The 26,689-nt window shown below is 60.0% G+C and carries 24 protein-coding genes; 20 read left to right on the top strand and 4 right to left on the bottom strand.

The window, feature by feature from the left end:
• Positions 1-35: 35 nt before the first annotated feature.
• From V6943_RS17630 to sstT, 5 genes are all read left to right on the top strand, one after another.
• Positions 36-1,286, top strand: coding sequence for an MFS transporter (locus V6943_RS17630; RefSeq protein ID WP_340554887.1), 1,251 nt, complete (start codon positions 36-38; stop codon positions 1,284-1,286).
• A 153-nt stretch (positions 1,287-1,439) separates the two neighbouring features.
• Positions 1,440-3,347, top strand: a complete 1,908-nt coding sequence (gene htpG / locus V6943_RS17635; protein WP_340554888.1) for a molecular chaperone HtpG — start codon at positions 1,440-1,442, stop codon at positions 3,345-3,347.
• Between the two features lie 232 nt (positions 3,348-3,579).
• A complete protein-coding gene (locus V6943_RS17640; RefSeq protein WP_340555021.1) occupies positions 3,580-4,572 on the top strand; it encodes an amidohydrolase family protein in 993 nt (330 codons plus the stop codon).
• Positions 4,573-4,752: 180 nt separating this feature from the next.
• On the top strand, positions 4,753-6,378 hold the full coding sequence (locus V6943_RS17645; protein ID WP_340554889.1) for a methyl-accepting chemotaxis protein: 1,626 nt from the start codon (positions 4,753-4,755) through the stop codon (positions 6,376-6,378).
• 192 nt (positions 6,379-6,570) lie between these two features.
• Complete coding sequence (gene sstT, locus V6943_RS17650) at positions 6,571-7,815, top strand: serine/threonine transporter SstT (protein ID WP_340554890.1); 1,245 nt, start codon at positions 6,571-6,573, stop codon at positions 7,813-7,815.
• A gap of 104 nt (positions 7,816-7,919) precedes the next feature.
• On the opposite strand, the gene fabB is transcribed toward sstT, so the two are convergent.
• Entirely contained in the window at positions 7,920-9,137 is a 1,218-nt protein-coding gene (gene fabB / locus V6943_RS17655; protein ID WP_340554891.1) for a beta-ketoacyl-ACP synthase I, read from the bottom strand.
• 11 nt (positions 9,138-9,148) lie between these two features.
• Positions 9,149-9,664 (bottom strand): 3-hydroxyacyl-[acyl-carrier-protein] dehydratase FabA, encoded by a 516-nt coding sequence (fabA, locus tag V6943_RS17660; RefSeq protein WP_045161538.1) that lies wholly within the window; start codon positions 9,662-9,664, stop codon positions 9,149-9,151.
• 413 nt (positions 9,665-10,077) lie between these two features.
• Between fabA and V6943_RS17665 the strand changes: the two genes are divergently transcribed.
• The 8 genes from V6943_RS17665 to V6943_RS17700 all read left to right on the top strand — a co-directional run bounded on the left by V6943_RS17665 (position 10,078) and on the right by V6943_RS17700 (position 16,416).
• Positions 10,078-11,100 carry an NAD(P)H-dependent glycerol-3-phosphate dehydrogenase gene (locus V6943_RS17665; RefSeq protein ID WP_181104121.1) on the top strand — a complete coding sequence of 341 codons (1,023 nt, stop codon included), beginning with the start codon at positions 10,078-10,080 and terminating at the stop codon, positions 11,098-11,100.
• Between the two features lie 20 nt (positions 11,101-11,120).
• Positions 11,121-11,459 (top strand): DUF4389 domain-containing protein, encoded by a 339-nt coding sequence (locus V6943_RS17670; RefSeq protein ID WP_340554892.1) that lies wholly within the window; start codon positions 11,121-11,123, stop codon positions 11,457-11,459.
• On the top strand, positions 11,456-11,914 hold the full coding sequence (sixA, locus tag V6943_RS17675) for a phosphohistidine phosphatase SixA (RefSeq protein ID WP_340554893.1): 459 nt from the start codon (positions 11,456-11,458) through the stop codon (positions 11,912-11,914). The genes V6943_RS17670 and sixA overlap by 4 nt, the downstream gene beginning before the upstream one ends.
• Positions 11,915-11,979: 65 nt before the next feature.
• Positions 11,980-12,435, top strand: coding sequence for a hotdog fold thioesterase (locus V6943_RS17680; protein WP_340554894.1), 456 nt, complete (start codon positions 11,980-11,982; stop codon positions 12,433-12,435).
• Positions 12,436-12,539: 104 nt separating this feature from the next.
• A complete protein-coding gene (locus V6943_RS17685; RefSeq protein ID WP_131651528.1) occupies positions 12,540-13,346 on the top strand; it encodes an alpha/beta fold hydrolase in 807 nt (268 codons plus the stop codon).
• Positions 13,343-14,200: an alpha/beta hydrolase gene (locus V6943_RS17690; protein ID WP_131651527.1), complete on the top strand. Its 858-nt coding sequence runs from the start codon at positions 13,343-13,345 to the stop codon at positions 14,198-14,200. The genes V6943_RS17685 and V6943_RS17690 overlap by 4 nt, the downstream gene beginning before the upstream one ends.
• Positions 14,201-14,445: 245 nt before the next feature.
• The gene (locus V6943_RS17695; protein WP_340554895.1) at positions 14,446-15,249 is read left to right on the top strand and encodes a DUF4892 domain-containing protein; all 804 of its coding nucleotides are present in this window, start codon (positions 14,446-14,448) and stop codon (positions 15,247-15,249) included.
• 75 nt (positions 15,250-15,324) lie between these two features.
• Entirely contained in the window at positions 15,325-16,416 is a 1,092-nt protein-coding gene (locus V6943_RS17700) for an AI-2E family transporter (protein WP_340554896.1), read from the top strand.
• A gap of 18 nt (positions 16,417-16,434) precedes the next feature.
• Here V6943_RS17700 and V6943_RS17705 read toward each other — a convergent pair whose 3' ends face one another.
• On the bottom strand, positions 16,435-17,421 hold the full coding sequence (locus tag V6943_RS17705; RefSeq protein ID WP_340554897.1) for a patatin-like phospholipase family protein: 987 nt from the start codon (positions 17,419-17,421) through the stop codon (positions 16,435-16,437).
• Between the two features lie 165 nt (positions 17,422-17,586).
• Here V6943_RS17705 and selD point away from each other — a divergent pair, with 165 nt between their 5' ends.
• From selD to V6943_RS17740, 7 genes are all read left to right on the top strand, one after another.
• On the top strand, positions 17,587-18,621 hold the full coding sequence (selD, locus tag V6943_RS17710) for a selenide, water dikinase SelD (RefSeq protein ID WP_181104115.1): 1,035 nt from the start codon (positions 17,587-17,589) through the stop codon (positions 18,619-18,621).
• Positions 18,621-19,715 carry a tRNA 2-selenouridine(34) synthase MnmH gene (mnmH, locus tag V6943_RS17715; RefSeq protein WP_340554898.1) on the top strand — a complete coding sequence of 365 codons (1,095 nt, stop codon included), beginning with the start codon at positions 18,621-18,623 and terminating at the stop codon, positions 19,713-19,715. Before selD ends, mnmH begins: the two co-directional genes overlap by 1 nt.
• A gap of 21 nt (positions 19,716-19,736) precedes the next feature.
• Positions 19,737-20,015, top strand: a complete 279-nt coding sequence (locus V6943_RS17720; protein ID WP_131651521.1) for a hypothetical protein — start codon at positions 19,737-19,739, stop codon at positions 20,013-20,015.
• Positions 20,016-20,249: 234 nt separating this feature from the next.
• Entirely contained in the window at positions 20,250-21,167 is a 918-nt protein-coding gene (locus tag V6943_RS17725) for an AAA family ATPase (protein ID WP_340554899.1), read from the top strand.
• Between the two features lie 33 nt (positions 21,168-21,200).
• Positions 21,201-22,163 (top strand): DUF58 domain-containing protein, encoded by a 963-nt coding sequence (locus V6943_RS17730; protein WP_340554900.1) that lies wholly within the window; start codon positions 21,201-21,203, stop codon positions 22,161-22,163.
• A complete protein-coding gene (locus V6943_RS17735) occupies positions 22,160-24,178 on the top strand; it encodes a transglutaminase TgpA family protein (RefSeq protein WP_340554901.1) in 2,019 nt (672 codons plus the stop codon). Before V6943_RS17730 ends, V6943_RS17735 begins: the two co-directional genes overlap by 4 nt.
• 99 nt (positions 24,179-24,277) lie before the next feature.
• The gene (locus tag V6943_RS17740; protein WP_197445128.1) at positions 24,278-25,075 is read left to right on the top strand and encodes an acyl-CoA thioesterase; all 798 of its coding nucleotides are present in this window, start codon (positions 24,278-24,280) and stop codon (positions 25,073-25,075) included.
• Between the two features lie 115 nt (positions 25,076-25,190).
• Here V6943_RS17740 and V6943_RS17745 read toward each other — a convergent pair whose 3' ends face one another.
• Positions 25,191-26,663 (bottom strand): methyl-accepting chemotaxis protein, encoded by a 1,473-nt coding sequence (locus tag V6943_RS17745; protein WP_197445127.1) that lies wholly within the window; start codon positions 26,661-26,663, stop codon positions 25,191-25,193.
• Positions 26,664-26,689 lie beyond the last annotated feature (26 nt).

Below are 26,689 nucleotides of genomic sequence, written 5' to 3' on the forward strand. Positions count from 1 at the left end.
GGCGGTTGCCACTACAGATGTATGAAGGGTGTTGAATGGATGCGTTGCTGATACTGGGCGGGCTGCTGCTGATAGTAGCGGGTATCGTCTGGTTGATCGTTCTGGCCTTTGAAACGGGCTTGCTGTGGGGTGTTGGAAGCCTGCTTCCGCCGATCACTCTGCTCTACGTGATTCGATACTGGAGCGTCGCTCGAAAGGCTATCGGCCTCTCAGGGCTGGGAGTCATACCTCTGGTTGTCGGGTTTACACTGCTCGCCAATCATGAGCCGGAACGAGTCGCGGCGATTGCCAGCCTCAAATGGCTTGAGCCGGATGAACACGCGCAGAGCCATGACCTGGCCATCCAACTGCGTGGCCAGCTTGATGGGCGCCCGTTCAATCCCCGCTCTGGCACGCTCATGGATGGCGTGCTGACGCTGCGGGAGGGCGATGGTCTGTTCGCGTTGCAGGAGATCATCATTCGCCTGGGTGCCGCTCCGACGGGCGTGTTGCAGGTCGATGTGTTGCCCCAGGATGCCAATCCGATGCCCGAAATCGAGATCAACTGGATGCGTCCGGAGCAGGTGCTGCCAGAAGCGCGCACGATCAAGAGCGGCTACACCCTGCATCTCGATCTGCAACCGGTGCCACCGAACAGGTTGGCCGGCGGCTTTCATCTGGTTCTGCCAGCGTACTACCGCACCAGTATCAGCGGCCATGTCGAGCTTTTCACGGATGAGCTTCGTTATCGCTCGGGTCAGGTCGATCTGACTCACGACTCGACCGATACGCTCACTTATCTGGCCAAGGATTACCTGCAGAGGCGTTTCCAGACGCCCGCCGTAACCATCGAATCGCTAGCGCCCGTCAGCTTTCCGGCCTCGGCTCTGGTTATCTCTGTGCAAGCAGAGGTGAAGGGGACGACCGACCGTTTCGAGCTGAATGTTCGTAAGGATGAACGAGGCTGGGCGGTCGAAAACGATGATTATCCACCTCTGCCTGTAGAAGTCGAAACACAACCCAAGGTGGCGGCAATCCGATCGGAAGTGCTTACAGACAGCACACCATTGCCTCGCACCGATCGCCGACAGCGGTTTTCCCTCGAGCGGTTACTGCGTAATCCAGCGCGCTATGAACATCTTCAGATGCGGGCACATACGGAACGCGGCGGGGTGGCCGAAGGGCGCTTCGTCGGTGTCGATCGAGACGGAAATTTGGCAATTCGGCGGATTCTGGAAGGGCCTGGAGAGGCTATCTACAATCTTGCGCCGGACGATATCGTCCTGCTCGAACTGCTTGAGCCGTAGCATCGGATGGCCGACATCTGTCTGGCGGTTTCCGGCTTCGACTGAAGTAGCACCTGCCGCTCGATGCACTTGATTTTCCGCGCCCTGCCCCCATCTGCTTGTCATTGCCGCAATTGCGGTCCTTGCCATTGACGATGTGGAGTTTGCAAGACGATGAGTGTGGAAACTCAAAACAAAGAAACCCTGGGCTTCCAGACCGAGGTGAAGCAACTGCTTCACCTGATGATCCATTCGCTGTACTCGAACAAGGAAATCTTCCTCCGCGAGCTGATTTCCAACGCGTCCGATGCCGCCGACAAATTGCGTTTCGAAGCGCTGGCCAAGCCGGAGCTGCTCGAAGGTGGTGCCGACCTGAAGATCCGCGTCACGTTCGACAAGGATGCCAAGATCGTTACCCTCGAGGATAACGGCATCGGCATGAATCGCGATGACGTCATCACCCATCTGGGCACCATTGCGAAGTCCGGTACCGCAGATTTCATGAAGCACCTCACGGGCGATCAGAAAAAGGATTCGCACCTGATCGGTCAGTTCGGGGTGGGTTTCTATTCTGCATTCATCGTTGCCGATCAGGTCGAGGTATTCAGCCGCCGCGCTGGCACGCCTGCCGAGGAAGGCGTGTACTGGTCGTCGAAGGGAGAGGGTGATTTCGAGGTCGCCACCATCGAGAAAGCCGAGCGCGGAACCCGTATCGTTCTGCACCTCAAGTCGGGCGAAAAAGAGTTCGCCGATGGCTGGCGTCTGCGCAACATCATCAAGAAATACTCCGACCACATTGCGCTGCCCATCGAATTGCCCAAAGAACTCCATGGCGAGGAGGAGGACAAGCCGACCGAGCACGAGTGGGAAACCGTCAACCGCGCCAGCGCGCTCTGGACTCGTCCACGCACCGAGGTGAAGGACGAGGAATACCAGGAGTTCTACAAGCACGTCGGCCACGATTTCGAGAATCCGCTGGCCTGGAGCCACAACAAGGTCGAGGGGAAGCTGGAATACACCTCGTTGCTCTACGTACCGGGCCGCGCGCCGTTCGATCTGTATCAGCGCGAGGCACCCAAGGGGCTCAAGCTTTACGTACAGCGCGTGTTCATCATGGATCAGGCTGATGAGTTCCTGCCGCTGTACCTGCGTTTCATTAAAGGTGTGGTCGACTCCAACGATCTATCGCTGAACGTTTCGCGGGAAATCCTGCAGAAGGACCCGGTCATCGACTCGATGAAATCGGCGCTGACCAAGCGCGTCCTGGACATGCTCGATAAGTTGGCCAAGGACAAGCCGGAGGACTACAAGAACTTCTGGAAACAGTTCGGTCAAGTGCTCAAAGAAGGTCCAGCGGAAGACTTCGCCAACAAGGAGAAGATTGCAGGACTCCTGCGCTTCGCTTCGACCCAGGATGCTTCCGGTGAGCAAAGCGTGTCGCTGGCCGACTACCTGGGTCGCGTGAAGGAAGGGCAGGACAAGGTCTACTTCCTGACCGGTGAATCCTACGCTCAGGTTAAGAGCAGCCCGCATCTGGAAGTCTTTCGCAAGAAGGGCATCGAAGTGCTGCTGCTCACCGATCGTATCGACGAGTGGCTGATGAGCTACCTCACCGAATTCGATGGCAAGCAGTTCGTAGATGTTGCTCGAGGCGATCTCGATCTGGGCAAGCTGGACTCGGAGGAGGACAAGAAGGCTCAGGAAGAAGTCGCCAAAGCGAAGGAGGGGCTGGTCGAACGTCTCAAGGGCGCGCTAGGTGATGCCGTTGCTGAGGTACGTGTATCGCACCGTCTGACCGACTCGCCAGCGATTCTCGCGATTGGCGAGCAGGATCTGGGGCTGCAGATGCGCCAGATTCTCGAGGCCAGCGGGCAGAAGGTGCCGGAGTCCAAGCCGATCTTCGAGATTAACCCGCAGCATCCATTGATCGAGAAGCTGGACGCAGAGCCGGACGAGGATCGCTTCGCCGACCTGTCGCACATTCTCTTCGATCAAGCCGCGCTGGCCGCTGGTGACAGCCTCAAGGACCCAGCCAGCTATGTGCAACGGTTGAATAAGCTGCTGGTTGAGCTTTCAGCCTAAGTTACATATAGGCGTCTGGAAGGCCCGTCATTGACGGGCCTTTTGCGTTCAGGCCTGTAGCTGCTTTTTCGGACACTCTCCGCGCCATAAGTGGGCTGGCCGATCCCCAGCGCATGACCGACACCCGAGCCAAACCGCATTCGGCTACTGAACCGCCACGCGGTAAGGCGGTCTATCCGCTTGGCTGTCAGGAGGTCATTGGTTGTTCAACTTACGAAACTGTTTTGTCGCGATGTGTCTGGTCGCCTCGATCGCACCGGTTCAAGCGCGGGACTATCGCTACAGCGACTCGCATCTGCATTTCGTTGATTTCTTCCAAGAAAGCGACGGCATGGCAAAGTTGCTCGAGGCCATGGACACCGGTGATATCGACCATGTGATGATCAGCGGCATCCCCGTTGCCAAAAAGTGGCACGAAAACGAACCCAAGCGGCCTCGTTACTATGCTGGCGACGATGCGCCGGTTTATTGGTACAGCGCGACCGATGTGGTGGTTGCCGCGGCCCTGAAAGAGCTGAGCGACGAGCAGCGACGCCGTTTCCATCCGTTTCTCTCGGGTTTCAATCCCAACGACAAGAACGCCGATGCGCATATCCGGCGGATGCTCGAACTTGATCCGGGCCTCTGGCAGGGGCTGGGAGAAATATTCACGCGGCACGACGACGTCACTGCCTTGACCGAAGGCGATACACCTCGCGCCAACAACGAAGCGCTAACGCGTGTCTATCATCTGGCTGCCGAATACGATTTGCCCGTGATGCTGCATTCGAACATCACCTCCAAGCGTGAGCGTAACCCGCTGTATCTGGGTGAGCTGGAAGAGGCGCTGCGTAATCACCCCCATACCCGCTTCATTTGGGCGCACGCGGGGACGAGCATGGAGCTGCACCGTCATCAGGAAAAGCTCGATTTTCTTTTGGAGACGGTCACGCGGTTGCTGAATGACTATCCAAACCTTTACATCGATCTCTCCTGGACGATGCTCAATCCCTATCTCGTGGATGAGTCTGGTCAGCCAGATAGGGACTGGCTGGACTTGGTCGAGCGCCACCCCACGCGTTTTATGCTGGGTTCCGACGTGGTCGGGCGGTTCGACAATCTGGGTGAGGGGATGCATGCATTCGACCCGTTTCTCGATGCGTTACCCGAGTCGATTGCTCACAAGGTTGCACGTGACAACTTCCTTGATGTGCTGCCTCGCAAGCGGCAGGCTGAGGTTCGCTGAGCTGTGGAGTAAGAGCCGAGGCGAATTTGATGAATAGAACGCTGCGGTAGCAACCGCCGGTCGCGTTCTTTCCATGAAACGTGTTTTTCTGACGTCAATTTTTCAAGCTTATCGGTCGGGCTCCGATACCGAGGTAACCGCTGCGATGCTGCAGCGCTTCCTTTGGAGTAGTGAGCCCCCATGTCCATTCGACGTTTGAATATCTCCATCCGCTCGGCCATTGGCTTCGGCCTGATTGGTTTCATGGTTTTGGCGCTTGGCCTGTTTGCATTGAAGCAGATGGCTGATATGCGCAAGGAATCCAGCCAAGTGGATCAGGTCTGGCTGCCGAGCCTCATCAGTTTGGGTGGTCTTGATATCGGCATGCAACGCACGCGTGCACTCACCATTCGGATGGTCACGCTAGACAGCAGCGAAGCGCTTAGCGCGACACGGCAGACACTCGACAAGCTCTCCGGTGATGTTCGTTCGATGCAGGCCGACTATGAGCGGCTGTTAACCACAGAGGAAGAGAAATCCGCTTATGAACGGTTCAAGGCGGCTCGAAGCCTTTATATGGTTGAGCAGGTAAAGGTGGTCGATTACGCAAGCAAGCGCGAGCGGGAACAAGCCCTGCAGGTCATGAACGGCTCTATCAATGCCCACGCCGATGCAATGACCAAGGCGTTAACCGACCTTCAGCAGATCAATGAGAAAGAGGCGGGGCGCGCTGCAGACCGCGCGCTTGCTGCGTACGAAACGGCCTTCAACTGGGTGATCATCACCATTGTCATGGCTGCGCTGGTCACCGTGGCGCTGGCTGTTCTGTTTACCCGAAGTATCGTTCGGCCTTTGAGGCAAGCTGTCGAGGTGGCTGAAGCCGTCGCCTCTGGTGATCTCACTCGAGATTTCCTTATCGAAGGCAGCGATGAGCCGGCGCGCCTGCTGGCTGCACTCAAGGCGATGCAGGCAAGCTTGCGTAACACCATTCAGGGTATTTCAGATTCGTCCAATCAGCTCGCTTCAGCGGCGGAAGAGCTCAACACCGTGACCGAAGACTCAACTCGCGGTCTGCATCAGCAGAATCACGAGATCGAGCAGGCCGCTACTGCTGTGAATGAAATGACTGCGGCAGTGGACGAGGTCGCCCGCAATGCGGTGGCCACTTCAGAAGCCTCGCGTGAGTCGGACAAGACTGCGCAGCATGGCCGTGGACAGGTGATCAAAACAGTTGAATCCATCGGTATGCTGGCGGCTGATGTCACCACCACGGCCAGCCAGGTCGAGCAACTGGCAGGCCAGGTTCGAGACATCAGCAAGGTGCTGGATGTGATCCGTTCGATCGCCGAGCAGACCAACTTGCTGGCGCTCAACGCCGCCATCGAAGCGGCACGTGCTGGCGAGGCTGGGCGCGGGTTTGCCGTCGTTGCGGATGAAGTAAGGGCGCTGGCGCATCGTACTCAGCAGTCCACTCAAGAGATTGAGCAGATGATCGGTGACGTGCATCAGGGCACCGATAAGGCCGTTCAAGCCATGCAGGCCAGTAACGAACGAGCACGCAGCACGCTCGACGTCGCTCGCACTGCAGGTGAGGCGCTTGAGGACATCACCAAGGCCATCAGCCAGATCAGCGAGCGCAATCTGGTCATAGCCAGCGCTTCGGAGCAGCAGGCCCAGGTGGCACGTGAGGTCGACCATAATCTGGTCAATATCCGTGACCTGTCATTGCAGTCCTCGGCGGGCGCCAATCAGACCAGCGCAGCGAGCCAGGAGCTGTCGCATTTGGCGATCCGATTGAACGAGATGGTTGCGCGTTTCCGGATTTGACGGAGTCGCGACGCCCCGCCCGCCGGGGCGTCGCTGTACCGCAACCAATTCCGTGGCAGCCCTCGGTTCGTCTCAATGCTGGGCATATGGGCGTAGGATGCGTACTATTCGGCGTTTTTATTCGAACCTTCGCCTGCTCCAGTGCCAGGAAAGCCTTGGGTTCGCTCCAGCCTCTTACGCCGAGACTCTGTGATGTCCAACCTATCAACCCGTCTTTTCAGAGCTTATAACTGCGTCAGTCTGGTGACGCAGATCGTTGTCGGGCTTATCGCCGGTTGTCTGCTGGCCTGGTTGTTTCCGCAAGCGGCAAAGTCGGTCAGCTTGCTGGGTGATCTGTTCGTGTCTGGGTTGAAGGCTGTCGCCCCGATCCTGGTGTTTGTGCTGGTGACAGCGTCGCTGGCCAACCATAAACGCGGACAGCCGACGCATATTCGGCCGATTCTGATTCTCTATGCCTTGGGTACCTTGAGCGCCGCTGTGGTAGCGGTGACAGCCAGCGCACTGTTTCCAACGACTCTGATATTGACCAGCCAGGCGAACGATGTGGTGCCGCCCTCGGGCGTTGGCGCGGTGCTGCAAACGCTGATGTTCAACGTAGTAGACAACCCGGTACGGGCACTTATCGAAGGGAACTTCATCGGCATTCTGGCCTGGGCCATAGGCCTTGGATTTGCCTTCCGCCATGCTCGTGACAGCACGCGTGACCTGATAACCGATATGTCGGAAGGTGTGACGCTGATCGTCAAGGTGGTGATCCGCTTTGCGCCGCTGGGCATCTTCGGTCTGGTAGCCGGAACACTTGCCGAGTCCGGGTTCTCGACGCTGACTGGTTACCTGAAACTGCTACTGGTTCTGGTTGGCAGCATGCTGTTCATGGCGCTGGTGGTGAATCCGTTGATCGTGTTCTGGCAGATTCGCAAGAATCCCTATCCGCTGGTCTTCACCTGTCTGCGTGAAAGTGGCATCACTGCGTTCTTCACGCGCAGTTCGGCGGCGAACATCCCAGTCAACATGCAGCTGTGCGAACGTCTCGGGTTGCATAAGGACACCTACTCGGTGTCGATTCCGCTGGGCGCGACCATCAACATGGGTGGGGCAGCCATCACCATCACGGTGCTGACCCTCGCCGCAGTCAATACGCTGGGTGTCGTTGTAGATATTCCTACCGCCATTCTGCTCAGTCTGCTCGCCTCTATCTGCGCTTGCGGTGCTTCCGGCGTGGCTGGCGGCTCGCTGTTGTTGATTCCGCTAGCTTGCAGTCTGTTCGGAATATCCAACGATATGGCCATGCAGGTGGTTGCGGTCGGATTCATCATCGGTGTGGTGCAGGATTCGGCTGAAACCGCGCTGAATTCATCCACTGACGTGCTGTTTACAGCGGCGTCCTGTATGGCTCATGGCGATACAGTCGCAGTGACGGACGAAGGCTTGAGCTGAACTGTCCTGCGATTTACTTCAGCTTGAAGCTTTGAAGTGCAAACGAAAACGCCCCGATCAGCTTGCTGATCGGGGCGTTTTCATTACTGCGGCTGTTCGGTCGATCAGCCTTTCCAGCGCTTGAGCACCAGGGTGGCGTTGGTGCCACCGAAGCCGAAGCTGTTGCTCATCACGGTGTCGAACTGAGCGTTCTCGCGGGTTTCGCGAACGATCGGCAGGTCGGCGACTTCTGGGTCCAGCTCGTCGATGTTCGCCGAGCCGGCGATGAAGTTACCCTGCATCATCAACATGCAGTAGATCGCTTCGTGAACGCCGGCGGCGCCCAGCGAGTGGCCGGACAGGCTCTTGGTCGAGCTGATGGCCGGGATCTTGTCACCGAACATGTTGCGCACGGCCTTGGCCTCGGCCACGTCGCCCACCGGGGTGGAAGTGCCGTGGGTGTTGAGATAGTCGACCGGGCCGTCGACCGTGGTCATCGCCTGCTGCATGCAGCGCAGCGCGCCTTCGCCACTGGGGGCGACCATGTCATAGCCGTCGGACGTGGCGCCGTAGCCGACGATTTCCGCGTAGATCTTGGCGCCGCGCTTGAGTGCATGCTCAAGCTCCTCGACTACCACCATGCCGCCGCCGCCAGCGATGACGAAACCGTCACGCTTGGAATCATAGGCGCGCGAGGCCTTTTCCGGCGTGTCGTTGTACTGGCTGGAGAGGGCGCCCATGGCGTCGAACAGGCAGCTCTGGCTGTAGTGTTCTTCTTCACCACCACCGGCGAAGACTACATCCTGCTTGCCCATCTGGATCTGTTCCATAGCATGGCCGATGCAATGCGCGCTGGTGGCGCAGGCCGAGGCGATGGAATAGTTGATGCCCTTGATGCGGAACGGCGTAGCCAGGCAGGCGGAAACCGTGCTGCTCATGGTGCGTGGCACCCGATATGGGCCGATGCGCTTGACGCCCTTGTCGCGCAGGATGTCGATGGCTTCCATCTGGTTGATGGTCGAAGCGCCACCGGAGCCGGCGATCAGACCGATGCGCGGATTGGAAATGTCATCGGCGCTGAGGCCGGAGTCTTCCAATGCCTGTTGCATGGCCAGATAGGCATAAGCCGCCGCATCGCCCATGAAGCGCAGGACCTTGCGGTCGATCAGCTCTTCAAGGTTCAGATCGACTGAACCCGAGACCTGGCTGCGCAGACCCATGTCCGCATAGGCCTGATTGAAACGAATGCCAGGGCGGCTGGCGCGCAGGTTGGCGGAAACGGTGTCTTTGTCATTGCCGAGGCAGGAAACGATACCCAGGCCGGTGATCACGACGCGACGCATGCGGAAGTCCTTCAAAAGCTATCGGTAGAGGTAAACAGGCCGACGCGCAAACCTTCGGCACTGTAGATCTCGCGACCATCCACGCTGACGGTGCCGTCGGCGATGCCGAGGATCAGCGAGCGACTGATGGTGCGCTTGATATGAATGTTATAGGTGACCTTCTTGGCGGTCGGAAGGACCTGGCCGAAGAACTTTACTTCGCCAGAACCCAGCGCACGACCACGGCCGGGGTTGCCCTGCCATCCAAGGTAAAAGCCGACCAGCTGCCACATGGCGTCGAGGCCCAGGCAGCCAGGCATGACCGGATCGCCTTCGAAATGACAGGCAAAGAACCAGAGATCAGGGTTGATATCCAGCTCGGCGACCAACTCGCCCTTGCCGTACTTGCCGCCCACTTCGCTGATATGAACGATGCGATCGACCATCAGCATGTTCGGCGCGGGCAGTTGCGCATTACCGGGCCCGAAAAGCTCGCCGCGGCTGCAACGGAGCAGATCTTCCCGAGTAAAGGCCTGTTGTTTGGTCATGCGTATTCCTCAATGGTCCCTTTATGGAGGGCTTGCTGCTTTTTATCTGACTCGAGATTGAAGAGTCCGATCATAAAGACTAGTCATAGACTGTCACCCTGCGCTGAAAGTCACAGCCCAAGGATACCGCTCGTTTCGACCAACTCGTAGGAAGACCATGGTAGAAACGGGCCGATACTTTAACACTCCTGATCTATGACAACGACCATGTGACGTTCTGTCCGTTATGGACCGATGAACAAAGTGTCATGACGATAGCGAGAGCTAGCCGAACAAAGCGGCTTCTGTCGGCTCAATATTCGCTGGAAACTGTAACCTAATGATTCGAATGACGATGGGCTTTGCACTGGCTGCGCGCTGACGGCTACGTATAATGCCGGCACTGCCACCGGGTGGCTCAAAACGGATACCCCATGACTGAACAGCAACCCATTGCGGTGCTTGGCGGCGGTAGCTTCGGTACCGCCATTGCGAATCTACTGGCCGAGAATGGTCACGGCGTGCGCCTGTGGATGCGCGATGCCGAACAGGCCGAGTGCATTCGCACGCAGCGCCAGAACCCTCGATACCTAAAAGGCGTGACGATCCTTTCTCAGGTCTGTCCGGTTACTGATCTGGGGCAGACGCTGGCGGATTGCTCGCTGGTCTTCGTGGCGCTCCCGTCCAGCGCGTTACGCCAGGCGCTAACGCCGTTCGCCGCTCAGCTGTCGGGCAAGATGCTGGTCAGCACGACCAAGGGCATCGAGACGAATGGCTTCATGCTGATGAGCCAGATCTTGGAAGAAATCGCTCCACAGGCCCGAATCGGTGTGATCTCGGGTCCGAATCTCGCTCGCGAAGTGGCCGAGCATGCGCTGACCGCGACCGTGGTGGCCAGCCACGACGAGGAACTCTGCCGATGCGTGCAGCAGGCTTTGCACGGGCGGACATTCCGCGTCTATGCCAGTGCCGATCGATTCGGTGTCGAGCTCGGGGGCGCGCTGAAAAATGTTTACGCGATCATGGCCGGTATGGCCGCCGCGCTCGGCATGGGTGAGAACACACGTAGCATGCTGATCACGCGTGCGCTCGCCGAGATGACGCGCTTTGCCGTCAGGCTGGGAGCCAATCCCATGACGTTTCTGGGGTTGGCGGGTGTCGGGGATCTGATCGTTACTTGCACCTCGTCGAAAAGCCGCAATTTTCAGGTGGGTCATGCGCTTGGTGAGGGCTTGAGCCTAGACGAGGCGGTGTCACGACTGGGTGAGGTTGCCGAGGGGGTCAACACCATCAAGGTATTGAAGACCAAGGCCGAGGAGCTGCAGGTGTACATGCCGCTGGTCACGGGGCTGCATGCCATTCTGTTCGAGGGGCGTACGCTGGAACAGGTAATCGAGCTGCTGATGCGCGGCGAGCCGAAGACCGACGTGGATTTCATCTCCACTGATGGCTTCTGACAACGACACCGGAGGTATGGATGAACACACCACAACGCAGCGCGGAGCGTGAGTCGCTGATCTTGCGCGCAATCTGGATGCTGCTTTTCTTTTTTGTCTGGCAAGTGGCCGAGCTGGTGCTGCTGGTTATCGTGGTGGCGCAGCTGGTCCTGCGGGCGGTAAACGGTAAGGTCAACGTGAGCCTGCAAGAGTTGGGTGACAGTCTCAGCCAATACGTGGCGCAAATAGGTCGCTTCGGCACGTTCAACACCGATCGCAAGCCGTGGCCGATGTCGGATTGGCCCAAGCCGCGTCCCGCTGACATTGAAACGGCATCGCCTGTCGCGCCCGAGACCCCGAAGCAGGAGCCGCAGCCATGAAGCTGTGGCTCCTGCGCCACGGCGAGGCCGAGCCCAGAGCCCGTACCGATGCGGGGCGCAATCTGACTGGGGCCGGCCAACTTGAAGTGGAGCATGCTGCCAGTCATTTGCAGGGACAACCTCTTCAGGCCATCCTCGTCAGTCCGTACCAGCGAGCCCAGCAAACTGCCGAGATTGTCCGTCAGACGCTTGGTTTTACTGGAGCGGTCGAAACGGTACCCTGGCTGACGCCGGAGTCCGACCCGAAGGATGCCATGCTCTATCTCGACCGTCGTATCGAGCAGCATTTATTGCTCGTGACTCACCAGCCCTTCGTTGGTGTATTGGGCGGTTGGCTGGTCAGTGGCCATCGCGATGCGCCGCTGTCCATGGCCACGGCCAGTCTGGCCGAGTTGGAAGGTGATCATCTTGCGACGGGCTCGATGCGCCTTGCCGGGCTACGGCATCCCGAATGAACCAAGGCGTTTGCACGCTACGTCACCCCTGAATATCTCGAATAAAAAACCACGGAGAGCGTCACTTGAGCATTTGGCATCGTCCCCCCGACCTCGATCAATTCAATGCAAACCGCCAGAACACCATCGTCGAACTGCTCGACATTCGTTTCGAAGCGGTCGACGACCAGTCCCTTACCGCGAGCATGGTGGTCGATTCACGAACCCATCAGCCCTTTGGTTTGCTGCATGGCGGCGCCTCGGTAGTACTCGCCGAAACCGTGGGCTCCATGGCCAGCTTCCAGTGCATCGATCCGAGCCGATTCTATTGCGTTGGCCTCGAAGTCAACGCCAACCACATCCGCGCGCTGCGCAGCGGTCGCGTCACGGCGATCTGCCGTCCTGTTCACTTGGGGCGTTCCAGCCACGTCTGGGATATCCGTCTGAGTGGCGATGACGGCAAGCTCAGCTGCATTTCCCGGCTGACCGTAGCTGTCGTGCCGGTGGGTGAGAAGAGCCCTCGGCCCTCAGAAGCGTCATAAATGCCTTGTTTGGCAGGACCGCCTTGAGTTCTGCCGCTCAGGCCGTTTGCCGTAAGGGGAAGGCGACCAGAAAATAGCTGTCTTTCACTTATTGCATCGAGCCCATGACGCAACGCATCTTCTTCGCGCACGCCAACGGTTTTCCTTCGGGCACCTATCGCAAGCTGTTCGGCGCCTTGGCGCCGGAGTACACCGTTACTCATCTTGACCAGCACGGTCATGATCCGCGCTTTCCGGTGGATGACAATTGGCAGAACCTGGTGCAGGAACTCATCGAACAGCTCACGGCGCTGAACGAGCCGGTCTGGGGCGTGGGTCATTCGCTGGGCGGCATGCTGCATTATCACGCCGCCTTGCAACGTCCCGAGCTTTACCGCGGGGTTGTCATGCTCGATTCGCCGATGACGACCTGGTTCGATCAGACCCTGATCTGGGTGGCGAAGCGTTTCGGCTTCATTGATCGGCTCACTCCAGCGGGTCGTACCATCGGCCGCCGCGAGGCGTTCAGGTGCGTGAATGAAGCGCGGGAATATTTCGCCAGCAAGACGTTGTTTCGTGCATTCGATCCAGAGTGCCTGGACGCCTACGTCGAGCATGGACTGGAGCCAACCGCTGATGGGCTGCGTTTGCGCTTCGACCCCGAAACAGAAATCCGTATCTACCGCAGCGTGCCGCATGTTACGCCTGGCTGGCCGCATGCTCTGAAGATTCCGCTTGCCGTGGTGCGCGGTAGCCAAAGCCGGGTGGTGCTGCCGCATCATGCGTATCTGCTTCGGCTGGTTGCGCATGGCGAGTCGCATACCTTGCCCGGTGGGCACATGTTTCCGCTCGAATATCCGAGCGATACGGCGGCTTTGCTCAAACAATTGTTCAGTCGCTGGAGCAATCTGAACAGAAGAGGTGCCGCATGACTGTCGTGTTTGAAGAGATTCGCCTGAGCCTACCGCATATCGAAGTCGCGGCGCATCTCTACGGTCCAGAGGATGGTCGGCCAGTCATTGCGTTGCACGGCTGGCTGGACAATGCCGCTACCTTTTCCCGTCTGGCGCCGTTGCTGAACGGCGTCCGTATCGTCGCGCTGGACTTGCCGGGACATGGTCATTCCGATCATCGTCCGGTCGGTGCCGCCTACAACATCTGGGATTACGCTCACGACGTGCTGCAGACTGCCGAGCAATTCGGCTGGCAGCAGTTCTCCCTGTTGGGTCATTCGATGGGGGCGATTGTGTCGGTGCTATTGGCCGGCGCCATGCCCGATCGAATCGAGCGTCTGGCATTGATCGATGGGGTGATCCCCTTTACTGGTGAGGCCGACACCGCGCCGCAGAAGCTCGGCGAATCGTTGCAGGCGCTGCTCTCCGTCGATGAGAAACGCAAACCGGTCTATGCCACTTTCGAACAGGCTGTCGCGGCGCGCATGAAAGGTGTCGGAGCGGTCAGCCTGGAGGCGGCCGAGCGCCTTGCCCTGCGGGGGTTGATGCCGGTTCCGGGTGGCTATACCTGGCGTACTGATGCCCGGCTCATGCTGCCGTCCCCAATGCGCTTGACGCGTGCGCACGCGCTGGCATTCGCTCAGCGGGTGGCCTGTCCGGCCAGCCTGATCCTGGCGGAGCAGGGGCTGATGACCCGGCCCGAAACGCTTGAGTTATGCGATTCCTTGCCGTTCACGTTGCATCGATTGCCCGGCGGGCACCATCTGCACTTGGATGATCAGGCAGGTGCCGAAGCGGTTTCGGCTGTTTTCAATCCCTTCTTCGCGTCTTGACTCAGGCGGTAGCGCAGTTACGCAAGAATCTGTCGCAAAGCCTTGCTTGACTTGCTTTTGCCAACTGGTGAGGCTGGGCAATCGCCTCAGCAGGGACCACCCATGATTGCCATCCATACACACCAAGCCCAAGGCCACACGGTATCCGTTGTGCTCGATGAACTCGGCCTGTCTTCTTGCACGCAGCTGCTCAGAAGCGCACCCGAATGTCTAGAAGCTTGCGGTGTGATTCGTTGAGGGCCGGTATGCGAGCTGCATGGGTTTTCACATTGGGAGCTTTTGCCGGTGTGGTGAGCGCTGCTGACCTTCCTGGTAGCCGGGATTTCGATTCGCTGCCACGCTATCCGCAGGCGCAGATCGTGGCGTTCATGGAACAGCCGGTGCTGGAGCGGACCTACCCGTTGGATTCGATTCGGCGAATCAGCGGTCGCCTGCGGATGAGCGATCAGGTTACGGCGAGCGGCCAACTGACGGCCGTGACTTACCTGTTACCGGCGGTCCATACCGGTATCGAAGCATTCGAGCGGGCGCGCAATAGCCTGTTGGAAAGCGGTGCCGAATTGCTCTTCTGGTGCGAAGGGCGCGAGTGTGGATCGAGCAGTCTATGGGCCAATGAGATATTCGAGCGCTCGACGCTCTATGGCCCCGATGCCCGACAGGCTTATCTGTTGGCGCGCCTGCCTGGCGATTCCGATCGCTTCATGGCGCTTTATGGCATCACCCGTGGTAATGGTCGCCCTTATCTGCAAGTGGAACAGTTCAGTCCCTACGAGACGCTTGGCGTCATTTTGCCGAATCCAGCAACGTTGTTGCGCCAATTGAAGAGTACCGGCGAGCTCTGGCTGCCGCGGTTGCCTCAAGAACCCACTGCGGAGTGGGGCGCCCTGCTGGCCAATGTGCTGCGGCTCGACAGCACTATCCGAGTGGCACTGGAGGGCGAGGGGGCGGCGGAGTGGCATGAAGCCTTGACGCAGGAGCGAATCCGGGCGCGACGCCTGGAGGCCGAAGTGTCCGAAGAGAGTGGCTTGCGAATCAAACTGTTGCGCTGAAGGGCGTTTCAGACTGCAATGGCGCACTGCCCGATGCGCTTTGCTCGCGCCACGTTTTTTTCGATAGGTAACCTGATGCTCAACAACGATCGTCTGCTGGTGCAGATTCTGCTCCTGGTACTGCTCGGTGCCTGTGTGTGGGTGCTGGCTCCGTTTGCTTCTGCGTTGTTCTGGGCAGCGGTGCTGGCGTTCGCGAGCTGGCCGATCATGCGCGTACTGACACGCTGGTTGAAGGGCAACTCTACGCTCGCCGCAACGCTGCTGACGTTTGGCTGGATGGTGTCGGTAGCGGTGCCGCTGGTGTGGCTGGGCTTCAACATCGCCGACCACATTCGAGAGGTCAACGTGCTGGTGCACAACCTTCAGATGCAAGGCTTGCCGCCGCCCCCCGAGTGGCTCGGTGAGTTGCCACTGATAGGCGATCGTTTGTTAGCGCTATGGAACACCCTGGACGAACAGGGCACGGCCTTCTTCGCCACCATTCGGCCCTACATCGGCCAGGTCGGCAACTGGATGCTGGTGCGCAGTGCACGCATTGGCGGTGGGATGCTGGAACTGGCGCTCAGCTTGGTGCTGGTGTTTTTCTTCTATCGGGACGGACCGAAACTCGCGGCTTTCATTCACAGCCTGCTGCATCGATTGATTGGCGACCGTGCCGATCATTATCTGGAGTTGGTGGCCGGTACGGTACAGCGTGTCGTCAACGGTGTGATCGGTACGGCCGCTGCCCAGGCGATTCTCGCTTATGTGGGGTTCAGCATTGCCGGCATACCAGGCGCGTTGATTCTCGGCCTGCTGACCTTCGCGTTCAGCTTTCTGATGGTTCCGCCACTGGTGTGGGGGCCGGCGGTGGCCTGGCTGGCCTGGCAGGGCCAGTACGGTATGGCAGTGTTTCTCGGTGTCTGGGGCATGTTCATCATCAGCGGCGTGGACAACGTGCTGAAGCCCTATTTGATCAGCCGGGGCGGTAATCTGCCGTTGGTAGTCGTGCTGCTTGGCGTGTTTGGTGGCGTACTGGCGTTCGGTTTCATGGGCCTGTTCCTAGGCCCGACGCTGCTGGCGGTTGCCTACAGCCTGTTGGGTGACTGGTTGATCAAGGAAGTGCCGGAAGCCGCTAGCCCGGAAAAGCTGCCGGGCAGTGGATTCGATCAGACGCACTCTCGCTGAAAGGGCGATCAGCGGTGACTAAAGCTGTTCTTCCTCGTACTTGTCGAGCGTGTCTCGGGCGACGATCTGACCCAGCTTGATCAGCTCCGGCGCCTTGTAGAACTCATAGAAACGGCACGCGCGCTTGGGAATGTTGACTAGCACGTTCGGCGGATAACCAGCGATCTTGTACTGCGTCAACGAGGATTGCATGACTTCGAAGCTCTGGTTGATAAGCTCCAGCAAGGACGCCGGGCTACCCACATCCACGACCATCGATCCTTCTGCCGATTTCGGCGCGCTCTGCCCGGTGGGCGCTGCCGGCGGCTGGGTGCCATCGCCTTCTTCCGCAGCCTGAAGCTCTGCAAGTTGCTCTTCCAGTCCCTTGCTGCGCCAGAACGGAATGTGCGAGCTGATCGAGTTGACCATCGCATCGAAGCGACCCGGACGGATTACCTCCGGCAGCGGGTATTGCCGATGGTTGTTGGCGTTGAGGTTGACCGCGATGATGATGTCGCAGTGAGCGGAAACCACCGGCACGATCGGCAACGGATTGAGGATGCCACCGTCCACCAGCATCCGGTTGCCCTGCATGACCGGCGTGAACAGGCTTGGGATGGCTGCCGAGGCGCGCATCGCCTGCTCCAGGTTGCCTTCCTGAAACCATATTTCCTGCTGGTTGGTCAGGTCGGCCGCGACGGCTGTGAAGGGGATCGGCAGATCCTCGATGTTGATCGAGCCCAGCATGTCACGAATACGTCCGAAGATCTTTTCACCTCGTATCGCTCCGAGACTGAAACTTGGATCGACCAGGCGCAGCATGTCCAGGTAATCCAAGCTTTCGACCCAATCGCGATACTCGTCCAGTTTGCCCGCTGCGTAGATTCCACCAACCACCGCACCCATCGAGCAGCCTGCGACGCATTTGATTTCATAGCCCCGCGCCGTCAGTTCATCGATGACCCCGATATGCGCATAACCGCGCGCGCCACCCGACCCCAGTACCAGTGCGACCTTGTTGCCCATGCGATTCTCCCTATGGCAGGGGCAATAGCTTCAAGCTTCATGCCGCAAGCTTCAAGTTAAAGCCAAGCGTGCAACGAAAACATCACCCTCGCGGCGCAGCGAAGGCGGCTCCGGCCTTTGCTACAATCGGCGCCCGTTTTGCCAGCGTCATGAGGGCCTTTCCAGATGAGCGAACCCATCCGCCTTACTCAGTACAGCCATGGTGCCGGCTGCGGCTGCAAGATTTCCCCGAAGGTGCTGGATGTGATCCTTGCCGGCAGTGGCGCGCAGAATCTCGATCCGCGCCTGTGGGTCGGCAACGCCTCGCGTGACGATGCCGCCGTGTACGGCATCGACGAAGAGCGCGGCGTGGTGTCGACCACTGATTTTTTCATGCCCATCGTCGACGATCCGTTCGATTTCGGCCGCATTGCCGCTACCAACGCGATCAGTGACATCTATGCCATGGGCGGTGATCCACTGATGGCCATCGCGATTCTTGGCTGGCCGGTCAACCTGCTCCCGCCGGAAGTGGCCCGCGAAGTGATCGCTGGAGGGCGAGCCGTCTGTGATGCAGCAGGAATTCCGCTGGCCGGCGGCCATTCGATCGACGCGCCCGAGCCGATCTTCGGCCTGGCGGTTACCGGTCTGGTGAACAAAGCCCAGATGAAGCGCAACGATACGGCGTCGGTCGGGTGCAAGCTTTATCTGACCAAGCCGCTGGGCATCGGCATTTTCACCACCGCGGAAAAGAAGGCCAAGCTGCGGGACGAAGACGTCGGCCGGGCGCGTGATCTGATGTGCACGCTCAACCGGCCAGGCAGCCGCTTCGGCAAGCTCGCGGGCGTTCGCGCCATGACTGACGTCACCGGTTTCGGCCTGCTCGGGCATCTGGTGGAAATGGCCGATGGCAGCGGCGTGACTGCGCGCATCGATTACGCCCGTGTGCCGCGTCTGGAAGGCGTCGAGTATTACCTGGAGCAGGGCTGCGTTCCCGGTGGCACCGGGCGCAACTTCGAAAGTTATGGCGACCGCATCGCCACGCTCGATGAAGCGCACAAGCAACTGCTCTGCGACCCGCAAACCAGTGGTGGACTGCTGGTGGCGGTGGCGCCCGAAGGCGAGGCGGAATTCCTCTCGGTCGCAGCCGAGCTCGGTCTGGCATTGGAACCGATCGGCGAGTTGGTCGATGCCGGCGCCTTTGCGGTCGAGGTCTGTTGATGCGCAGCGATACCAACAACTTTCGCGAACTGTTTCTCAACGATGTTCCGATGATGGATGCCCGTGCGCCCGTGGAGTTTGCCAAAGGCGCTTTCCCGGGCGTAGTCAATCTGCCACTGATGAACGACGTCGAGCGGCAGAAAGTCGGCACCTGCTACAAGCAACACGGCCAGCAGGCGGCGCTCGAACTCGGTCACCGCCTGGTCAGTGGGAAACTCAAGGCCGAGCGCATCCAGGCGTGGGCCGACTTCGCACGTAACAATCCGCAGGGCTACATCTACTGTTTCCGTGGCGGGCTGCGTTCGCAATTGGTCCAGCAATGGCTCAAGACCGAGGCGGGAATCGACTATCCGCGCGTGACCGGCGGCTACAAGGCGATGCGCCATTTTCTGCTCGATACGCTTGAGCATGCGGCGGCGCACGACGATTTCGTGCTGGTGGGTGGCATGACCGGTACCGGCAAGACCGAAGTACTGGCGCGCCTGGACCACAGCGTCGACCTGGAAAGCATCGCCAATCACCGAGGCTCGAGTTTTGGCAAGCGCGCCACGCCGCAACCGGCGCAGATCGATTTCGAGAACGCACTGGCGATTCGCTTGCTGAAGCTGCAGCACGCCGGTGCCAGGCAGTTTGTGCTCGAAGACGAGGCGCGGCTGGTGGGACGCTGCTCGATCCCGCTGCCGCTGTTCCAGGGCATGCAGCGTTATCCTCTGGTGTGGCTGGAAGACAGCATCGAGGGGCGGGTCGAACGGATCCTCAAGGACTATGTGATCGATCTCTGTGCCGAATTCATCCATGAGCAGGGCGAGGAGGGCTTCACAGCATTCGCCGAGCGTTTGCGGCAAAGTCTGGTCAATATCAGTAAGCGGCTCGGTGGCGAGAGCTACAAGCAACTGGCTGCAATCATGGAACAGGCGCTTGCCGAGCAGGCCACTAGCGGCTCGGTCGATCTGCATCGCGGCTGGATCGAGGCATTGCTGAGGCAATATTACGATCCTATGTATGCCTACCAGCGCGAGAGCAAAGCGTCCCGAATCGAGTTCGCGGGAGAGCAGGACGCCGTGGTCGAATTCCTGCGTGAGCGCCGCAGGTAAGCACAATTGAGAGATGCAGCGATGAAAAATCTGATCTGTTTGTCCATTCTGGCGCTGGCCCTTACAGGCTGCGCCGCGAAAACCGCGTATCGCGATAACTGCGCATCGCAACTGAACGCAGCCTGGGAAGAGCAGAGCCTCGCGGAAGCGGAAGGCTTCGCCGGCACCGTGAGCTATTCCAAGGCGATGGCTCTGCTGACCGGCGCCAAGACCCAACAGCAATTCGAGGCGTTTCAGGGCTGCGTCGAAAAGGCCAAGAAGGCTCGCTTCTACCTGCGTGAATCGCGGGCGGGGCGCTGACAGCACTTCCGGTGGCAGCTTTTATGGCTGCCACCCATTCTCTTCTGAGCCGACGTGCCGGTCGGCTCGAATCTCGATCTGACGCCAACATGCGCGCGTTGCTGGCTGGCGTCGTCCTATCGCCGCTGGGTCTGATCAGGTGCCGGATCACAACTTCGTCAACAAAGATTGCAGCTGGCTTTGCCTGAGCGTGCCGGGTCAGTAGCATCGCTGGACGAACAGAAGGAGAACGGCATGCGCACTAGATTGGACGTCTGTCTGCGGGCGGTGAATGAGATACTGCTTGGCAAGCAATCACAGGTGCGGTTGGCCATGGCCTGTTTGCTGGCAAGAGGGCATCTGTTGATCGAGGACCTGCCGGGCATGGGCAAGACGACCCTCAGCCACGCCCTCGCCAAGGTAATGGGACTGGAGTTCCAGCGGATCCAGTTCACCTCGGACTTGTTGCCGGGCGATATCCTCGGCACCTCGGTATTCGACAAGGACACTGGCCAATTCGCGTTCCATCCGGGGCCGATCTTCTCCGAGCTCATTCTGGCCGACGAAATCAACCGGGCCACGCCCAAAAGCCAGAGCGCATTGCTCGAAGCCATGGAAGAAGGACAGGTAACCATCGAAGGCGCCACGCGGCCTTTGCCCGATCCTTTCTTCGTCGTCGCTACGCAGAACCCGGTCAGTTCTGGCGGTACGTTCTCTTTGCCCGAATCGCAGCTGGATCGCTTCCTCATGCGGCTGTCGCTGGGCTATCCGGCTAAAGCCGCAGAAAAGGCGCTGCTACTGGGCGATTCGCGCCGCGACCTGCTCGTTCGGCTAGAGCCACTGCTCGACCGCGCCGCGCTGGTGGAAATTCAGACTGCGGTGGCGCAGGTTCGAATCAGCGATGCATTGGTCGATTACGTTCTGCGGCTGGTCGAGGCCACCCGCACGCAACCACAGTTCGCCTGGGGCTTGTCGCCGCGTGGCAGTCTCGCGATGCTGGCCGCGGCACGCGCCTGGGCCTTTCTCGATGGCCGCGACTACGCCATACCGGAAGATGTGCAGGCCGTGCTGCCGTCCGTGGTCGGCCATCGCCTGCGCGAGCGTGCCGATGCCACCGGTCATGGCGGCGGCGCGCTGGTGCAGTGGCTGCTGCGCGAAGTGCCAGCGCTCTGATGGGCAATCGCAGCAATTGCGCAAAGGATCAGCATGCGACTACTACCGCGGCTACGTGATCGCTGGTTGTTGAAGCGCATTCCGCCGGGCCCGAGCATGCGCCTCGACCAGCGGCGAATATTCATCATGCCGACGCCGGTGGGCATGACCCTTTTGCTGGCCTTGCTGCTGATGCTGGTTGCGGCGATCAATTACCAGAACAGCCTCGCCTATGCGCTGACGTTCCTGCTCGGCTCGGTCTACATGGTCGCGATCCTGCATACCTGGCGCAATCTGGCAGGGCTCACGCTGCATGCTGGCGGCTCGCAGGCCGTTTTTCTCGGTGAACAGGCGCGCCTGCAGGTCAGGCTGGAAAGCCGCGGACGTCTCTATCAGGCGGTCGCGCTGGGATGGCCGAAAAGCGGTATGCAAGTGGTCGACGTGCCGGCGGGTGGAACTTGCGAGGTCGACTTGAACCTGACGACCGAACGCCGTGGCTGGCTGCGGCCCGGGCGCCTGCGTGTCGAGAGCCGCTTCCCACTGGGCATTCTGGTGGCCTGGAGCTGGATCGACCTGCAGCTGGCCGCGCTGGTATATCCCCGCCCTGCGGTTGGCGAGCTGCCAGAAACAGGCGGGGCGGCCGAAGAAGAGCGTGAGGGAAGCCGCGCATCGGGGCCTGGCATTGACGATTACCAGGGGCTCAGGCCCTGGCAGCCGGGCGACTCACGGCGACGTCTCAACTGGAAGGCCTATTCCCGTGGGCAGGGCTTGCTGGTCAAGGATTTCACCGCTTTGCTCGGGGAGGAACCGCTGCTCGATCTGGATGCGCTCGACGGCGATCTCGAGGCGCGGCTGTCGCTGCTCTGCCATTGGGTCGTCGAGTTGTCGGCACGTCAGCAACCCTTCGCTTTGCGCATATCCGCGACAACCATCGGTCCAGACGCGGGAGTCGATCACCGAAATCGTTGCCTGCGCGAGTTGGCGCTGTTCGGCCTGGAACGGGAGTGCCGCCAATGAGCACGCTCCAGACCATTCCACGAAACGGGTTGATCTGGCTGCTGGTTGCGCAGGTGCTGGTGATCCTGCCGCATCTCGGCCATTTGCCGCTGTGGATCATCGGCCTCTGGCTGGCCTGTGCCAGTTGGCGGGTGCAGATCTTCCGCATGCGCGCTCATTATCCGCGAGGCTGGGTAAAAGCGCTGATGATGATCGGCGTGGGCGGCGGGGTGTACCTTTCACGCGGTAGTCTGATCGGGCTCGACTCCGGCGTCGTGCTGCTGATTGCCGCATTCATACTCAAACTGGTGGAGATGCGCAGCCGGCGCGATGCCTGGGTGCTGATCTTCCTCGGCTTCTTTGCCGTGACAACGAGTTACCTGTTCAACGACAGCCTGCCGGCCGGGCTCTACAGTCTGCTGCCGGTCACCGCGCTGCTGGCGGCGATGATCGGCCTGCAGCAGAGCAGTTCCGATACTCACCCTTGGCCGACGCTGCGTCTGGCCGGATCGTTGCTGCTGCAAGCCATACCGCTGATGCTTGTGCTGTTCGTGCTGTTTCCACGCATGGGACCGCTCTGGTCATTGCCGCAGCCCAAGGATCGCGGTGTGACCGGGCTTTCCGACAGCATGTCGCCTGGCGATATTGCCGAGCTGAGCCGGTCCTCCGAGCTGGCATTCCGGGCCAGCTTCGACGGTCCGATTCCAGAGCGGGACCAGCTGTACTGGCGGGCCGTCACCTTCGAGCGCTTCGATGGCCGGCGCTGGTCCCAGTCGCTCGCATCGCAGTTTTCGCCTGCGCCTGAGTGGACGCCCGACGGCACTGCGGTGAGTTACTCCGTCGTCATGCAGCCTAGTGGCCGATCATGGCTCTACGCGCTGGACGTGGCCCAGGTCGATGCCGAAAACGTTCAACTGATGGCCGATTTCCATCTGCAGCGTCCGCGCCCGGTTCATCAGGCTTTGCTTTACCAGGCGACCTCGTGGCCCGAGTCGTTGCGCGAACCCGCCGCCGAGCCCGCCACGCTGGAGCGCGCCTTACAGCTTCCCGCGCAAGGCAATCCGCGCAGTCATGCCTGGGCTGCGGCGTTGCGCCGTGAGCATTCGGACCCCGAAGCCGTCGTGCAGGCGCTCCTTCAGCATTTCAATCGACAGCCTTATCGTTACACGCTGCAGCCTTCATCGGTCGGCGCCGATATCGTCGACGGCTTTCTGTTCGATACGCTGAACGGCTTTTGCATTCACTATGCCGGGGCGATGACCTTCGTCTTGCGCGCCGCTGGAATACCGGCCCGGGTGGTGGCAGGTTATCAGGGCGGCGAGATCAACCCATCAGGCAATTATCTGTCGGTTCGTCAGCTCGACGCCCATGCCTGGGTCGAATACTGGATTGCGGATCGCGGCTGGATTACGGTCGATCCAACATTCCAGGTGGCGCCGGAACGCATCGAGCTGGGGCTGGAGCAAGCGCTCTCTGAGGAAGACGCGCTTCTCGATGATTCCCCGCTGGCGCTGCGGCGATATCGTGATATTGGCTGGCTGAACCAGCTGCGATTCGGCTGGGACAACCTCAACTATGGTTGGCAACGTTGGGTGCTCGGCTATCAGGGCGAACGCCAGCTGGACGCTCTGAAAGGTCTGTTCGGCAAACTCGACGAACGCAGGCTCGGGCTGCTGACGGTCATCACAACCGCTGTGTTGATGATGATCCTGGCCTTGATGCTGCTGAAACCCTGGCGGCGTGAGCGCGACCCGCAGCTGCGTCTGTTTCGCCGCTTCGAACGGTTGCTGGCTCGTCATGGTACCGAGCGACAGGCGGGCGAGGGCGCGCGGGATTTCGCCGAGCGTGCAGCACATCAGCTTCCGGTAGCCGCCGGTTCGATTCTCGATTTTTCGCGGCTCTATGAGATGGCTCGTTATGCCGGCCGTCCGGCTGACAGAAGCGCGATGCAAGCGGCTCTTGCAAAGGTGAGACGTCAGCTGCCGTGGCGCTCCGGTATCGGCAGAAACAGAAGAACAGCCTCGCCCGAACGATAGTGATGCGCGATGGTGCGTTATCACCGAATGCCAATCGCATGCCGTTACTCGCGTGTCGGCGATAAGATGACCGACTGATAAGAACAAGCCGAGGTGGGCATGACCCTTTCCGAGTTGATACAAGCCGTGCGTGAAAACCCGAACAACCTTATCGTACCCGCCACATGGGGGCAGGGTCGTGCCGGCTTTGGCGGGCTGGTTGCAGCGCTGGTCTACGAGGCCATGCAGGCGCAGGTGCCGGAAGGTCGGCCGGTACGCTCGCTGGCTATTACCTTCGTCGGCCCGTTGATGGTTGATACCCCGGTGAGTTTCGAGGCTGAAGTGCTGCGCGAGGGCAAGGCTGTCAGCCAGGTGCTTGGGCGAGCTGTGCAGGACGGCCAGGTGGTGACCATCATCCAGGGGAGTTTCGGCGCGGCGCGGACATCGGCCATTCGGGTGGCTGCGGAACCAGCACCAGCGATGCCGGCGGTTGATGAGTGTCAGGAGCTGCCCTACGTTCCAGGCGTGGCGCCGGAATTTACACGTTATCTGGCGATGCGTTGGGGTATCGGTGGGCTGCCGTTCAGTGGCAATCCTTCACGCGAAATGGGCGGTTGGGTGCGGCTGCGCGGTGAAGTCGAACGCGAGCCTGTAACTGTCGCGCATCTGCTGGCATTGGTGGACGCCTGGCCGCCAGCGCCACTGTCGCATTTGAAGCGCTTCGCACCTGGCAGTTCGCTGACATGGACCATTGAGTTCATCCAGCCGGTACCGCAGTTTGACACCCACGAATGGTGTCGCTATCGCGCGGTGATCGAGCATGCCCAGGATGGCTACGGTCATTGTGCTGCGGCACTCTGGACAGCCGAGGGTGAACTGGTGGCGCTGAGTCGTCAGACGGTAACGGTGTTTGGCTGACCGATTTTCAGGGGCGGCCTCAAAAAATGGGCCGTCGAGGAGGTTGCTGAGAGCTGTCAGCTGTCGGCCCATCACCGGCGCAAGGTTAAGCTGATCTTGCGCCGGCGAGGATTTGTCACAGCTTGAATTGCTGAATCGCCTTGCTCAGCTCTCCAGAGAGTGCCGCCAGCTCGGAACTGGTGGTAGCCGACGCGGCGGTCTGTGTGACGGTCTGTTCGGTGACGTCACGAATGCCGGTCACCGAACGATTGAGCTCTTCGGCCACATCGCTCTGCTGCTCGGCGGCATCCGCGATCTGCGTGTTGCTCTCACGCATCTGCGCCACAGCCGCGGTGATCGCTTCCAGCGCCAGTCCTGCCTCACGAGCTTCGTTCACGCAATCATCAGCCTTCAACGAGCTTTCCTGCATGAATTCCACCGCATCGCGGGTCATCGCCTGCAGTCCGGCAATCATCTGGGTGATTTCGTCCGTCGACACTTGTACGCGTTTGGCCAGATTGCGCACTTCATCGGCGACCACCGCGAAGCCGCGACCCATCTCGCCGGCACGAGCCGCTTCGATGGCGGCATTCAGCGCGAGAAGGTTGGTCTGCTCGGCGATGCTGTGAATGACGCTGACGACGCCGTTGATCTTCTGGCTGTCGGCGGCAAGCTGGCTGATCGTCTCAGCCGTCTGCTGGACGCCTTTGGACAGGCTGGAAATGGAGCGTTCGACGCGGGTCACGACACTGTGCCCGTCTCCTGCAAGGCGGTCGGCATGCTGCGATTGATCACGTGTCTCCCGCGCGTGATCGGCGATGTGGTGGACGGTCGCGGTCATTTCGTTGATCGCGGTAGCCGCCTGATCGGTTTCGCTCTTCTGGCCGAGCATGCCTTGGCGAACATCGCTCATGCTCGAAGCCAGGCGACTGGCTCCTTCATCCAGGCGTGTCGCAGCCTGGGTCACGGTACCGACGATGCGCTGGTAGCCGGCCTGCATGGCATTGAACGCGGCGGCCATCTGTCCCACTTCATCGCGGCTTTCCAGCGGTACTCGTACGGCAAGATCACCGCTGCGCTCCACATGCAGCATGACGTCTTTCAAGGTGTTGAGATGGCTGAGGAGGAAGCGAATCATCACCTGCGAAGCCGCTAGCAACGCCAACATCAGCACAGCGACCGCCAGCGCGTAGCTGAAGAAGTGCTCCTTCAGCAGTTCCAAGACGCTGGGTGTGCGAGCCAGAACCGCAAGGTGTTCGCCGCCTGGCCTGGCAATCAGCTGCGCGCCAATGACCGGGGTGGTCGCGAAAAAACGGTCGTGATCGACGTCCACCCAGCCCTGGCGCGGCGCGACGCTTTGGCCTTCGATGACTACCGGCTGACCTGCCGTAAACACCTGTAGATCAGGGTGCCGCGCAACCGCGCCTTCCTGCGGCCAGCTCTGCAGCACGCTGGCCATTTCTTGGGCGCTGGTCTGCGCATCTTGGCTGCGTGCCCGCTGCTCGAGCTGTAACGCGAACAACACCAGCAACAGGGTGGTGACGAAGGTCACCATATTCAGGGCCCAGAATTTGTACTTCAGGGAAAGATCGCGAATCCAAAGAACCATGAGCGCGCTTCTTATGTAGTGGCAGG

Source organism: Pseudomonas sp. CBC3 (assembly GCF_037967085.1).
Taxonomy (GTDB): domain Bacteria; phylum Pseudomonadota; class Gammaproteobacteria; order Pseudomonadales; family Pseudomonadaceae; genus Stutzerimonas.

Bases quoted from the DNA above. Each gene is read 5' to 3' on its own strand.
- V6943_RS17630 (WP_340554887.1), top strand. From the start codon at position 36: ATGGATGCGTTGCTGATACTGGGCGGGCTGCTGCTGATAGTAGCGGGT.
- htpG (WP_340554888.1), top strand. From the start codon at position 1,440: ATGAGTGTGGAAACTCAAAACAAAGAAACCCTGGGCTTCCAGACCGAG.
- V6943_RS17640 (WP_340555021.1), top strand. From the start codon at position 3,580: ATGTGTCTGGTCGCCTCGATCGCACCGGTTCAAGCGCGGGACTATCGC.
- V6943_RS17645 (WP_340554889.1), top strand. From the start codon at position 4,753: ATGTCCATTCGACGTTTGAATATCTCCATCCGCTCGGCCATTGGCTTC.
- sstT (WP_340554890.1), top strand. From the start codon at position 6,571: ATGTCCAACCTATCAACCCGTCTTTTCAGAGCTTATAACTGCGTCAGT.
- fabB (WP_340554891.1), bottom strand. From the start codon at position 9,137: ATGCGTCGCGTCGTGATCACCGGCCTGGGTATCGTTTCCTGCCTCGGC.
- fabA (WP_045161538.1), bottom strand. From the start codon at position 9,664: ATGACCAAACAACAGGCCTTTACTCGGGAAGATCTGCTCCGTTGCAGC.
- V6943_RS17665 (WP_181104121.1), top strand. From the start codon at position 10,078: ATGACTGAACAGCAACCCATTGCGGTGCTTGGCGGCGGTAGCTTCGGT.
- V6943_RS17670 (WP_340554892.1), top strand. From the start codon at position 11,121: ATGAACACACCACAACGCAGCGCGGAGCGTGAGTCGCTGATCTTGCGC.
- sixA (WP_340554893.1), top strand. From the start codon at position 11,456: ATGAAGCTGTGGCTCCTGCGCCACGGCGAGGCCGAGCCCAGAGCCCGT.
- V6943_RS17685 (WP_131651528.1), top strand. From the start codon at position 12,540: ATGACGCAACGCATCTTCTTCGCGCACGCCAACGGTTTTCCTTCGGGC.
- V6943_RS17690 (WP_131651527.1), top strand. From the start codon at position 13,343: ATGACTGTCGTGTTTGAAGAGATTCGCCTGAGCCTACCGCATATCGAA.
- V6943_RS17695 (WP_340554895.1), top strand. From the start codon at position 14,446: ATGCGAGCTGCATGGGTTTTCACATTGGGAGCTTTTGCCGGTGTGGTG.
- V6943_RS17700 (WP_340554896.1), top strand. From the start codon at position 15,325: ATGCTCAACAACGATCGTCTGCTGGTGCAGATTCTGCTCCTGGTACTG.
- V6943_RS17705 (WP_340554897.1), bottom strand. From the start codon at position 17,421: ATGGGCAACAAGGTCGCACTGGTACTGGGGTCGGGTGGCGCGCGCGGT.
- selD (WP_181104115.1), top strand. From the start codon at position 17,587: ATGAGCGAACCCATCCGCCTTACTCAGTACAGCCATGGTGCCGGCTGC.
- mnmH (WP_340554898.1), top strand. From the start codon at position 18,621: ATGCGCAGCGATACCAACAACTTTCGCGAACTGTTTCTCAACGATGTT.
- V6943_RS17720 (WP_131651521.1), top strand. From the start codon at position 19,737: ATGAAAAATCTGATCTGTTTGTCCATTCTGGCGCTGGCCCTTACAGGC.
- V6943_RS17725 (WP_340554899.1), top strand. From the start codon at position 20,250: ATGCGCACTAGATTGGACGTCTGTCTGCGGGCGGTGAATGAGATACTG.
- V6943_RS17730 (WP_340554900.1), top strand. From the start codon at position 21,201: ATGCGACTACTACCGCGGCTACGTGATCGCTGGTTGTTGAAGCGCATT.
- V6943_RS17735 (WP_340554901.1), top strand. From the start codon at position 22,160: ATGAGCACGCTCCAGACCATTCCACGAAACGGGTTGATCTGGCTGCTG.
- V6943_RS17740 (WP_197445128.1), top strand. From the start codon at position 24,278: ATGACCCTTTCCGAGTTGATACAAGCCGTGCGTGAAAACCCGAACAAC.
- V6943_RS17745 (WP_197445127.1), bottom strand. From the start codon at position 26,663: ATGGTTCTTTGGATTCGCGATCTTTCCCTGAAGTACAAATTCTGGGCC.